Below are 11,866 nucleotides of genomic sequence, written 5' to 3' on the forward strand. Positions count from 1 at the left end.
GGAAAACGAGCCACGATACCGGCCACAATCATGCTCTGGGTTTTGCCGCCACCCATTGACTCCGACAGCTTGTAGATGCCGCTGGCCGAACCAACCCCCGCCAGGCGGGCAAAAGCCTGGGAAAGGAGCATCTCCATGCCCGAAGTAAGGACGTTGGAATCAAGAAATTCCCGCGCTTCGGCTTCGGTGAGCCGTGGCAGATCGGCAAGATTGACGACAAAGTCTGCGGTGCCATCAAGAACGGCTTGCCGTGGGATACAGGCCTGGAAGAGGTTTTTCATGGCAAATCCTGGTTACTATTTGCTGGTCTAAAGCACCAAAGAATAACAGTTAAAATCCGGCCAGCAAGGAAAGGGTTGGCGAGATCAGAGATCGTGCAAAAGTAACACAGTCGCTGGATACCGTCATTACCAATTCGTCTCTGGTGTATACTCTCTACAACGCCATTTAGTCTTGGACAGCACCTTTTAACCGAACACCTACCACCTGTTTTTACTTGGTTTATCCACACGCTGAACGGTCTTCATCCAACCGACAGTTTATTCTTGGCCGGTTCCTTCGCCGGTCACCCTACCACACCTACCCTGTCAGCCAGTGTCAGGGTAACGCTATTTTTCTTCATCCAACTGTTTTTTTCAACGTCGCCCTGGCTCAAGCACGGCCAGTTCATGCGGCTCCAGAATCACCTTCAAGCGATCAAAAGAACATATGCTTCCATCGGCTTCCTGGCGTTCAACGGCCATAATCTGGCTGCTGTTGGAGCCGACGCTAGTCGGGGTGGTATGTTCAAGCAGCAGGTAATCGCCGTCCCGGATGGTTTTTTTGCCGCCTTTCATGGAGTTTCCCTCCGTTTTAGCGATGAAGTGGCGAGTCGGGTTCAGCTTACCTCGGACGGGGCCACGGATGCGGTATTCCTCGGCATCGGCTCGGCTGGCCCTGAAGTAGCCGCAGGCGATCCGCAGCTTGGGAAAATAAGGCAGTGCAGCGTGGCGGCAATCCATCAGCATCGGACTACAACCGCCATTCCTGGCGGTGGGCGGCGAAGTTTTCCAGGGCTGGGCGCAGGTCCGGGTCGGCGGGGGGAATAATGGGGCGGCCACTCAAGGCGGTGAGGAAGCCGGGGGCGTTGGGGGCGGCGGCCACCCGCTCCGGCACGATGATGGCAAAAGCATCGGTAACCCCCATCATGCCATGATCGAACGCCCAATGACAGAGCTTGCACAGGGCCAGGCCGTTGCGGATATCATCGTTGTGGCTTTTTCGCCAGGGGATAATATGGGCGGCGTCCACCACCGTATGCCCCTCGGGGGGTGGTATGTCGGCGGCAAACCAGGGCGGCAAACCAGGTTTCATCCTAACTGAGCGTTCCACGGGATCGCCAGGGTATGGCGGTCGAGTTGATAGGTTTCGTGGCCGGCGTGGACCAGGATGGCCGGAGCCACTTTATCGGTTCCGTAGGTTTCCCGGAAGGCCCGCAGGCCGCGGGTATCGTTCAGGCCGGGGTGGCTTTTGACTTTGAATTCCAGGGGGAACAGCCGGCCGTCCCGTTCCAGGATCAGGTCCACCTCGGCGCCCCCCGCCGTGCGCCAGCGGTAAAGTTGGGGCGGAGTCGGAAGTTGCTGGGCCATGCGATGGATCGTATTGACCTGCCAGGTTTCGAACAGCGGTCCCAGCAGCGGGCTGACGGCCAGGGCCTGGGGGGAGGAGATTCTTTGCAGATAGCAGGCCAGGCCGGTGTCCCGCCAGTAGCCTTTGCGTTTGCCGCTGACCCTTTTGATCGTGTTGCCGTGGTAGGGAAAGATCTCCAGCCATTGAAAAGTGTGAGTCAACAGGTCCAGCCAGCGCCGGGAACTGGCCGGGGTGATTCCCACCTCCCGGCCCAGTTGGGAGGCGTTGATCTCCCGGGCGCTCAGGGCGGCGCTCAGCCCCAGAAAGCGATCAAAGGCGGCCAGTTCCCGGATGTTTTCCAGCAACCGGACATCCCGCTCGACATAGGTCTGAATATAGGATCTAAAATAACCGGGGACCAGGGAATCGGGCAGTTCCAGCAGGCCCGGCAGGGAGCCGCGCCAGAGGGTGGTCATCAGGTCGGGCAATTCGCGGCGGGAAGAAGATTCGGCGGTCAACGCCGCCGCCAGACTTTCCGGATGGCTGAGATAGTGTTCCAGCCAGGCGCTTTCCGGCTTGCCGGCCAGTTCAAAGGGGGTCATCCCTTCAAGATTTATAATCCCCACCCGGCCGGCCAGGCTTTCCGCCACCGACCGCAACATGGCCAGGTTCTGTGAACCGGACAGGAAATAACGGCCCGGTTGCTTCTCCTGGTCCACCCGGCGCTTAAGGGCCGGCAGCAGCTCCGGAGCGAACTGCACTTCATCGAGAATCAGGGGGGGCGGGTTGCTGTCCAGGAAGAGATCGGGGTCCCGGCGAGCGCCGTACAAATCCTGAACCGGGTCGAAAACAAAGGAGCGGATCTCGGGTAAAAGATGCCGGAGCATGGTGCTTTTGCCGACCTGGCGGGCGCCGGTGACGAGCACCACCTTGAAATAGCGACGGTAATCGCTGAAAACCGTCTCCAGGTGGCGAGCAAGGTATTGGGGCATGATAGCGGCACTCCAGACGAATATTGTTGGTTTTGCCTGGAATTATATCAATGCTATTATCAAATTGCAAGGGAAACGCCCTGGCACGTGGTGCAGGCCGGAATCGGCGACATCACAACTCTTCGTACACCAGCTCCGGCAGCACCAGCTCCCAGCTTTCGCAACGGATACGGTCAAGGTACTTGGGTTCGCTCTCCTTGCGCTGCCGGACCATGATCGCCGCCACCCGGGCCGCCACCAGGCGCCCGGCGCAGTCGTATCAATTCGGCGGCCCCTACTTCCAATCGCTCTTGCTTGCCGTCATCAAGGCTTCCCAGTCATCCGGAGGATTGCCGCGTTGCAGCATTTTCTGGAAGACGGCGTAAGGATCGGTTTTGCTGCCCGAAGAACGGAGGGTGTGCTGGTCGTTGACCCAGGCAAAAATGATGATCCTGGCGATGGAATCAAAGCGGAAAAACAAGCGGAAGCGTCGGCCGATTTTGGCCCGGCGCCAATGCCGGAAGGACGGTCCCAAAGTGTTGCCCTGACGATATTTCTCGTGGCCGGGATCACCGGGGATTGCGTCCATGATCAAGTGAGCCAGGGTGTTGAACAGCCGCACGTTGGCGTTGGAAGTAAACCCGGCGGGGTCATTATCCTTGGCGCGGACGACAGCGGCCTCAAGTTTCCGCAACTGCTCAACCAGGCAGGTGTGAAATAGCAGGTTCCAGCCGTGGCGCTGCATCACAGGTTCACATCGCCCGTGATCTCTTCCTCCAAGTCGACGGGACGCCCGGTGGCTGCGAGCAGGGAGCGGGCCAGATCGTCAGGCAGCGCGGCAAGGTTTTTGCCGGCCCGGATCTCCTTCTCCAGCAAGGAGAGAAAGCCGGCGATGGCCGGATCCTCATGGGGATCGGCTTCAGCCCGGCTGACCACCACCCGGGAACCGACCAGATCAAAGGCGACTTTGCCGCCGAAATCCACCCCCAGCGCCTGTCGGATCGGTTTAGGTAAGGTAATCTGCCCCTTGGCGGTAATGGTGGCGACTTGGTGAATGGCTGGCATGGCGTTACTCCTTCGTTTGTTTTGCAAAAAAAGTAAGGGATATTCCTTTCGTTGTCAAGTTAAACATCACAACTCTTCGTACACCAGCTCCGGCAGCACCAGTTCCCAGCTTTCGCAACGGATACGGTCAAGGTACTTGGGTTCGCTCTCCTTGCGCTGCCGGACCATGATCGCCGCCACCCGGGCTGTTACCAGGCGCATGTTGGGTGGCGGGGTAAAGGCCCGGGAAAGTCGGCCGACCGGGTTGTTCCGGCGGTCGAAGAGCTGCCGGCAATCCTTTTCCTCCCGGAGCTGAATGGGGTCGCCGGGAACCAGGGCGGCGATACTCTTATGGACCGGATGGCGGGCGGGATAGCTGCCGGCGAAGCCGAGGTCAACCTCCCGCAGGGTGAGCCGCCGATATTGCCGGTTCAGTTCCGGACCGGCCGACGGCAGCTCCGGCGGGGTCCGGCGGATTATGCTGAAAGAATCGGGGAGGTTGTCCAGCAGGTGATTGCCGCTGTCGCAGCGGGCCAGAACCAGATTTCTTTGCGCCCTGGTCATCGCCACATAATAGAGGCGACGGGGGGCATCGCGATCTTCGTTGCGGCCCGCCCTCTCCCAGCCGCCGTCCAGCACCGCCACGTTGGCGAACTCCAGCCCCTTGGCCCGGTGGGCCGTCAGCAGCAGCAAACCGTGCTGGCGGCGGCGAAGATCCCGCCCCCATTCGACCAGCCATTCCACAAAATGATCAGTTGGCAGCTCGGAACCGTGGGTTTCCAGATCATATTCCTCCACCGCTTCCCGCAGTAGTTCCCACCAGGGTCCACAGTGATTGGTCGCCAGCCACTCTCCCATCTCGCCGGCGGTTACCAGCTTGCTTTTCCGGCCGCGCAACCAGGCGATCAGGGCTTGGGTTTCCCGCAGGCGCCAGAGGTGACAGCTCTCCTCGGCGGCCATCTGAACGGGGATATCATGCAGTTCGCAGAAACAGCGCACCGGCTCCAGGAACTTCCACTCCCGGGCGATCACCGCGGTTTGGGCCCAATTCCAGTCTGGGTCGAGGGCGGCCAGGCGTTGCAGTTCGGTCATCACCGCCAGGGCCTGCTCGGCCGGATTGCGGCCGGCCGGCAGCACCTGGACCCGACCGCCGCCGACCGGGTCCAGGTGCTGCCAAATCCCGCCGGCCGGCTGGGTACGCCTGGCCCGATTAATGGTGATGGGGTGCTTTTCCTTCATCCGCCGGGCGGCGGCCTGGATGAGCAGATTGGCGGCAGTGATGATATGGGAGGTGGAGCGATAATTTTCGGTAAGATAGACCGGTTTGGCCGCATAATCCTCGCTAAAGCGGCGGATAAACTCCACCGAGGCACCGTCGAAGGCGTAGATGTTCTGGTCGTCGTCGCCCACCGCAAAGAGGCTGAGCCGACGATCCTCATCCTGGATAGTGCGGCCGGCCAGGGCGGAGATCAGCTCATACTGCTCCGGCCCGATATCCTGATATTCATCCACCAGGATCCAGCGAAAGCCGGCCAGCAGCCGGTCCCGCTGCTCCCCGGCCTCTTCCGGGGGCAGGTTCGCGCCCTGGAGCAGGGCCACCGCCTGCTGCAGGATGGCCTTGAATTCCTCGGCGGCGATGGTTCCCCCCCGGTCGGCAAAACTGGCGCCGGTAAGCCGCATGGCCAGGGCGTGGCAGGTGAGCACGGTCACCCCCCTGGCGTCGTTGCCGATCAGCTCGCCAAGTCGACGGCGGATCTCCACCGCGGCATGGCGGTTGTAGGCCAGCGCCAGGATTCCGCGGGGGTTTTCCCGTTTGACCCGGACCAGGTAGGCGATGCGATGGACCAGCACCCGGGTTTTGCCCGAACCGGGGCCGGCCAGCACCAGAACATTGGTCTGTTCCCGGTCATCGGCGACGATGCGCTGCTGAACCGGGTTATGGAGCTGTTCAACAATGGCCTGCCAGGATTCCGGGGTGGTCTGCCGCAACAGTTCCTGTTCCCGGTCGGGCAGCCAGCGCTGCAGGAACTCCTCGCGGCGCAGACTGAAGTAGTCCATGGCCAGCCGCAGAGCATCAAGCATGGCCTTGAGGCCGAGCTGGGCGTACTCCACCATGACATGGATCTGCACCACCTTCTCATCATAATGCAGCTTCAGGGGCATGAAATCAGCTTTAGCGAATCCGCGCCGGACCGGCTCGAGGCGGATGGTCATCGCCGGGCGGAACACCGCCATCCCTTTATTGAGCCTGATCACCTCCTGCTCGTGCAGCCAGAGGAGCGCCCGGTCCAGCAGGCGGGGAGGATCCTTGGCCTCGGCCCTGATCACGATGTTGCCGGTAAGTGAGGCCAGGAGCTTGCCCAGGGTGGTTTCCGCCAAAAGATCGGTGCCCCGGGCGCCCGGCGGCAAACCGGCAAGCAGATGCTCCAGCAGCAGGCTGGCCGCCTGTTGCCGCAGCCGGGCGGTTTTTTCCAGGTCCGGCCATTCTCGCTGCAGGGTGACCTGGATCGCTTCCATATCCAGCCGCTGCACCCGGAGACTGCCGATGCCGCCGCCTTCATGGCGACCATCGGTTGCCAGACCGCGGAGCAGGCGCCAGAGTTTTTCCGGCAGAGCGTACTTATGGCCGGCATCTTTCAGGCGCTGGGTGGCATGGCGAAGATGGAGAACCGAGGAGTCGCCCTTGCCCATTTCCGCTGCCGCCAGTTGCATCTCCTCGATCAGGGCAAGCTCCAGAGCCACCGCTTCAGCCAGTCGGTTTTTTGAGGATTGCGCCACTCCGGCATGGACAAAGGCGGTCAGAACCGTCTCATTGCCGGCGATCCCCAGTTGCTCCAGATCGTGGAGGGCATGGCGCACCCCCTCGGAGCTCAGGCCGGAGACTCCCATTAGTTCGTCGGTGGAAATCCCCTCGTCCGGGTCCGCATCCACCAGAACTTCCACCAGGGCCAGCAATTTTTTCCGGTACTCGTCATTAAGCGGCTTTTTAGCCAGCTTTTGCGCCGCCTCCCCCACCGAGCCGACCCGCAGCGAAGAGGGGAAAATCTGGACGAAATTCTCCTCGCGGGAAAGCAATACTGCTTCCTCAAGCCAGGCCACGGCGGTGCGGACCCGGGTGTCGTCGGTGGCGGAATCCCGCCCGAAAAGGCCCTCTTCATCCTCGGCCAGGATCTCCCCGGCGGTGGCCACCACCTCTTCGCCGGACCTTTTTTTGCTGTCCAGCCGCCGCAGTGAACGTAAAATCGCGTGAATCTCCTGGCGGGTAAGCCGCGAACGGGCGGACATCCCGAACTGTTTTTCAACATCCTCCTGCGAGTAGAGCAGGACGCAGCGGGCCTGCCGGCGGTCGCGGCCGGCCCGGCCCGCTTCCTGGAGATAATTTTCCAGGGAACCGGGAATGTCGGCATGGATCACCAGCCTGACATCCGGCTTATCGATCCCCATGCCGAAGGCGTTGGTGGCACAAATAACCTGCAGTTCTCCGCGGATAAAACGCTCCTGGACATTTTTCCTGGATTCAGGGGGCAGGCCGGCATGGAAATGTTCCGCCGCCACCTCTTTTTCGCGGAGAAAGGAGGCCACATCCTCACTTTGCCGGCGGGTGGCACAATAGACAATGGCCCCGCCGGGGGTGTCGGGGGGTAGATCGGCCAGCAGAATCTGGTGGATATGGGCGAGTTTTTCCCCCGGCGTGGTGGGCACCACCGCAAAGTCGAGGTTGGTGCGATTGGCGCCCCCGTCATAAAGGGCAAGCTCGATCCCTACTTTGTCGCGGAAGTGGCCCAGGATGTCCCTCACCACATCGGGCTTGGCCGTGGCGGTAAGACAGAGCACCGGAGGAATCGGCCGGCCTTTGGCCTGTTCCCGGCCCCTGGCCTGCTCTTTGATAAACCGCCCCACATAACGATAATCGGGGCGGAAATCCTGTCCCCATTTAGAGAGGCAGTGGGCCTCATCCAACACCCAGCCGCCGATCTCGCGCTGGTCGAAAATTTTGCGAAACGCCCGGTTGCGCAGCTGTTCCGGCGAAACGATCAGGATTCCCACATCGCCCAATCGCACCCGGCCCAGCACCTCGGCCCGCTCCGGCATGGAGAGCAGACCGTTTAAGGCGGCACAGGAGGTAATACCCCGCGCCTCGAGACCGGCAACCTGGTCGGCCATCAGGGCCACCAAGGGTGAAATCACCAGGGTCAGGGAACCGGATTTGTCATAACGCGAGAGGGCGGGGATCTGGTAGCACAGCGATTTTCCGGCCCCGGTGGGCAAAATACCCAGCTGGTGCTCGCCCCGCATGGCCGCCTCAACGATCACCTGCTGTAAGGGGAAGCCATCGGCATTCTTGGGTTCCGGACGGAAGTCCGAAAAACCAAACCAGCGGGCCAGCTCTTTTTTGGCATCATGGCGCTCGCGGCACCAGGAGCAATGTAAGCGATCAAGGGGGCCACAAGGCAAGCGACCACGGGGTGCCGCAGGTTGCGGTAAGCGGGGCGGCGATGCGTACGCCAGTACGTGAGCCGACCCGATCGCCGCAAGATGCGGTGCCCCGTGGTCGCTTACGGGGCAATCGGGATCATCGCAGGCGGTGTCCCGCAACTGACGCACCAGGGCGCCGGTTTCCGGAAACTGATGCCGGACCCAGGGCGGCAGCACCGAATTGCCGCCCGCCACCGACAACCAGGCCAGGGTGTAGGCCAGGGGCCAGCCCGGCTTGTCGGGTGCGGTCAGAATTTTTCGGCTGGCGGGGAGGCAGGCCTTGTCGGACAGATAATCGGCAATCAGCGCCCTGGCCTCGGAATCGGCCGGCCGGGGATTCTGCCGCAGGGTCGCAAACAGGGCATTGAATCCGGCTGCAAACTCGCCGGTGCCCGTCAACCAGTGCCAGGCCGCCAGGAGCTCCGGAGCCGATTTGCGGAGAGTCTGAAATGTTCTCCACTGATCCCGGAACAGGTCAATGGTCAGTCGCGCGTCCAACTCCGGATCATTAAGCCTTCCCCGCCGCAACTGTCCATCCTGATAATGTTTTACCAGGTGATGGTAGGGATTGCGGGGAAAGGCCAGGGGGTTGAGGCGCAGGGTATCCACCACCGGCAGCTTAAGGAGCTTGAGATTGGGGGCGGCGGCGAGGAGACAAGGAAGATCGAAAGCGATCAGGTTGTGGCCCAACAGAAAGGTGGCGCCGGCGGCGAACCCGTCGAGATCGGCCAGAGCCCGGGGCAAATTATCTCCGCGAAAAACAAAGGCTTCGGCCGTATCACCCCGTACCGCGGCAAAACTATTAATCCGCCCGCTCTTTTTCCCCACTTCAAGATCAATGGATAAGCAGCGCGGGGCAAAACTCCGACCTCTATCAACATCATCAAGCGGGGGGTATTTATGCCCCTCTGGATACGCTGCCGTGTGAGGTTTTGCCCGCCCATGATCCATGCGAGATTGGTGATCCCCGTGAAAATGGCTGGATTAACCCCGGGTTCGGGGCAGCCTGTGATTTATGTGATGTAATTACTCATAACAAAAGATAATTACAAGTAAAGTCGGCCCCATATTTTCCCTTGTGTTTACTCCTGCAACAACCGACGCAGCAGGCGGGTGGCGGCGCGCTCGTCGAAGCGGTGGAGGCCGGCGGCGCGGGCCAGCTCCAGGGCTTCTGCATATTCAGCTTGGTCCAGGGGGCGATCGATGGGGGGGAATTTGAAGGCCTGGCCGCAGGGGCGGTACTGCTCCATGATATTCACGTAGGTATCGGGCGAGATCTCCCGAGCCAGGAAGTTGAAAATTTCGGCGCTGTCGGCCAGGCCCTCGGGCATCACCAGGTGGCGCAACAACAGGCCCCGGCGAGCCAGGCCCTGGTCGTCAAGTTGCAGATCACCCACCTGACGGTGCATCTCCTTGAGCGCCGCCCGGGCGCATGGGGGATAATTCCGGGCCTGGAGCAACCGCTGGGCGCTTGGCGGATTCCAGTATTTGAAATCGGCCAGATAGATATCCACCACCCCATCCAGCAGCTTCAGGGTGGCCAGGCCATCATAGGAGCTGGTGTTGTAAACCAGGGGCAGACTCAGGCCCCACCGGCAGGCCATCACCAGGGCCGCCAGCATCTGGGGCACCACATGGCTGGGGGTCACCAGGTTGATGTTGACGCAGCCCTGCTCCTGGAGGGCCAGCATCATCCCCGCCAGTTGGGTGTCATCCACCTCCCGGCCCTCGCCCAGGTGGCTGATCTCGTAATTCTGGCAGAAGACGCAGCCCAGGTTGCAGTTGGCGAAAAAGATGGTGCCGGACCCGCCCCGCCCCACCAGGGGCTCCTCCTCCCCGAAGTGGGGGGCGTAACTGGCCACCACCGCCCGGTCGCCGGTGCGGCAGAAGCCTCGCTCACCGGCCAGGCGATTGACTCCGCAGCGGCGGGGACAAAGATCGCAGGCCCGCAACCGCTCCCGGGCAGCGGCGGCTCGCCGAGCCCGTTCCCCGGCGGCCAGGCGGCGGGCGGCAGGTTCAATTTTCCCGACCATCACCTCTCTCCATCAGTTTATCCTGATGATTCCCGATTTCAGAACTCACGAAAAATCAAAGATATCTTATCATAACGATAAATTAGATTAAACCAAGCCCCGATTTCCGGAAAACACCTATATTTTTCAGCTTGAGCTGATCTTGTTTAACTCAATAATTTCAAGCAATTATTGTCGAGCAAAGATGGGTATGAATATTGCTTTTAGGTTTGTAACGAGCACGGTATCCGCTTTCGAACATTTTTTTACTTGCCACTTAAACTTAGGGGAGGAGAAAGGATGAAAAGATTAGGACCGATCGCCATCACCGCTTTATTCCCAATCATTGGAGTCGCCAGCTTAGCCAACTCCGCAATCATCACCTTCACCGGCGGCACCGCCTACCTCAACAACGGCACCTCAGTGGTCACAACCGACACCGGGCTCTGGAACGGCATCGTGGACTACTACATCGAAGGTGACATGCGGGTCGATTTCCTCGGCGGCTACGGCACCATCGGCGACTACTACAACAACTCGCCGGCCGGGGGCACCGGCGGCTGGAACGACAGCGTAATCCATGCCCACGATTTCTCCGACATCACCATCAAGTTCTCCCGGGTTGACGGCGAACTCTTCGACCTTACCTATGTGGACATGACCTCCAACACCATCATCGGCGGCAGTCTGGCAAGCGGCACCGAAAGATCCTTCATCAGCAACGACCAGGGATATGATCTCCTGCTGGCGCCATCGGACTGGGGGGTTAATTACACCTACTATGGGGCCTTGGGGGATGGGGTTGTCAGAAACTGGATGGATGCCAACTTTACCGGCATTTCCTACTTCACCATCTGGAGCGAAAATGCCTATTGCTTCGGAATGGACAACTTTTACATCGACGTGGAAGCCCCCAATCCCATTCCGGAACCAACCACCATGCTTCTTTTCGGCTCGGGTCTCTTTGGGCTGGCGGGTTTGAGGAGGCGTTTCAAGAACAGGGCTGATTGAACGGGGCCAAAAAACCAAAGGCGGGCCGCGATGGCGGCCCGCCGGTTAACCCCTTGTTTTTCTGGAGCCAACGAGCGGAATCGAACCGCTGACCTACTGATTACGAATCAGTTGCTCTACCGACTGAGCTACGTTGGCTTTTTGTCGTGCAAAGACTCCCACCCCTTTACCCTAAATCGCCCGATTTCGCCAGTGGCAATTTCCCGGCGAGCCGCGAAATCACGACCCTCCTACTGCGCCATCTCCGGGGGCACAAGCCCCACCTTGACCATCTCTTCCAAAATTCGGGCCTTGGTTATCGGTTTGATCAGATAGGCATCGCAGCCGGAGCGAGCGGCTTCCAGCACCTTGCCCTTTTCCGACAGGCCGGTGGTCATGAAGATCCGGGAGCGATCATCCCCGCTCAGGCCAAGTTTCTCCTCCAGTTGACGAATCGCCCGCAGGGCCCTGATTCCATCGAGATCGGGCATCATCACATCCAGGCAGATCAGGTCGTAATGGGCGCCCTCGTTCAGGGCCAGGTGGGCCGCCGTCACCGCCTCCTTACCGTTCACCGCCACATCCACCTCGGCTATGGTGGAAAGTTGCCGCACCAGCAGTTTGCGGGCGATAAAATCATCCTCGGTAATCAAAATTTTCATCCACTACTCCCACTATTCGCTAATCTTGACAATTTATACAGTGTTTAAGGTTTACCCTAATCAGCCCAAATGCTCCAGTGGCAATTTCCCTTGAGAGATGATA

At 60.3% G+C, this 11,866-nt stretch carries 11 protein-coding genes and 1 tRNA gene; 1 reads left to right on the forward strand and 11 read right to left on the reverse strand.

The window, feature by feature from the left end; translation table 11 throughout:
• The 9 genes from ACHHRT_RS00005 to ACHHRT_RS00045 form a co-directional block, all read right to left on the reverse strand.
• Positions 1 to 281, reverse strand: a 281-nt coding sequence (locus ACHHRT_RS00005) for a hypothetical protein (RefSeq protein ID WP_395496608.1), incomplete at its 3' end; no start/stop codon positions are given.
• A 354-nt stretch (positions 282 to 635) separates the two neighbouring features.
• Positions 636 to 1,007: a hypothetical protein gene (locus tag ACHHRT_RS00010; RefSeq protein WP_395496609.1), complete on the reverse strand. Its 372-nt coding sequence runs from the start codon at positions 1,005 to 1,007 to the stop codon at positions 636 to 638.
• 4 nt (positions 1,008 to 1,011) lie between these two features.
• Positions 1,012 to 1,353, reverse strand: coding sequence for an HNH endonuclease (locus ACHHRT_RS00015; RefSeq protein WP_395496610.1), 342 nt, complete (start codon positions 1,351 to 1,353; stop codon positions 1,012 to 1,014).
• On the reverse strand, positions 1,350 to 2,600 hold the full coding sequence (locus ACHHRT_RS00020) for an ATP-binding protein (protein WP_395496611.1): 1,251 nt from the start codon (positions 2,598 to 2,600) through the stop codon (positions 1,350 to 1,352). Before ACHHRT_RS00020 ends, ACHHRT_RS00015 begins: the two co-directional genes overlap by 4 nt.
• A gap of 112 nt (positions 2,601 to 2,712) precedes the next feature.
• The gene (locus ACHHRT_RS00025; RefSeq protein WP_395496612.1) at positions 2,713 to 2,838 is read right to left on the reverse strand and encodes a hypothetical protein; all 126 of its coding nucleotides are present in this window, start codon (positions 2,836 to 2,838) and stop codon (positions 2,713 to 2,715) included.
• Positions 2,839 to 2,874: 36 nt separating this feature from the next.
• The gene (locus ACHHRT_RS00030) at positions 2,875 to 3,324 is read right to left on the reverse strand and encodes a type II toxin-antitoxin system YhaV family toxin (protein ID WP_395496613.1); all 450 of its coding nucleotides are present in this window, start codon (positions 3,322 to 3,324) and stop codon (positions 2,875 to 2,877) included.
• Positions 3,324 to 3,644 carry a type II toxin-antitoxin system PrlF family antitoxin gene (locus ACHHRT_RS00035; RefSeq protein WP_395496614.1) on the reverse strand — a complete coding sequence of 107 codons (321 nt, stop codon included), beginning with the start codon at positions 3,642 to 3,644 and terminating at the stop codon, positions 3,324 to 3,326. Before ACHHRT_RS00035 ends, ACHHRT_RS00030 begins: the two co-directional genes overlap by 1 nt.
• Positions 3,645 to 3,710: 66 nt before the next feature.
• Positions 3,711 to 8,927, reverse strand: a complete 5,217-nt coding sequence (locus tag ACHHRT_RS00040) for a RecQ family ATP-dependent DNA helicase (protein ID WP_395496615.1) — start codon at positions 8,925 to 8,927, stop codon at positions 3,711 to 3,713.
• 254 nt (positions 8,928 to 9,181) lie between these two features.
• Positions 9,182 to 10,132 carry a radical SAM protein gene (locus ACHHRT_RS00045; protein WP_395496616.1) on the reverse strand — a complete coding sequence of 317 codons (951 nt, stop codon included), beginning with the start codon at positions 10,130 to 10,132 and terminating at the stop codon, positions 9,182 to 9,184.
• 279 nt (positions 10,133 to 10,411) lie between these two features.
• Between ACHHRT_RS00045 and ACHHRT_RS00050 the strand changes: the two genes are divergently transcribed.
• Entirely contained in the window at positions 10,412 to 11,122 is a 711-nt protein-coding gene (locus ACHHRT_RS00050; protein ID WP_395496617.1) for a PEP-CTERM sorting domain-containing protein, read from the forward strand.
• A 62-nt stretch (positions 11,123 to 11,184) separates the two neighbouring features.
• Here the strand turns inward: ACHHRT_RS00050 and ACHHRT_RS00055 are convergent.
• Positions 11,185 to 11,260 (reverse strand) — tRNA-Thr (locus ACHHRT_RS00055).
• Between the two features lie 92 nt (positions 11,261 to 11,352).
• Positions 11,353 to 11,763 (reverse strand): response regulator, encoded by a 411-nt coding sequence (locus ACHHRT_RS00060; protein WP_395496618.1) that lies wholly within the window; start codon positions 11,761 to 11,763, stop codon positions 11,353 to 11,355.
• Between the last annotated feature and the right edge of the window lie 103 nt (positions 11,764 to 11,866).

The sequence above is a fragment of the Desulfurivibrio modestus genome (genome assembly GCF_044068625.1).
Classification (GTDB): domain Bacteria; phylum Desulfobacterota; class Desulfobulbia; order Desulfobulbales; family Desulfurivibrionaceae; genus Desulfurivibrio.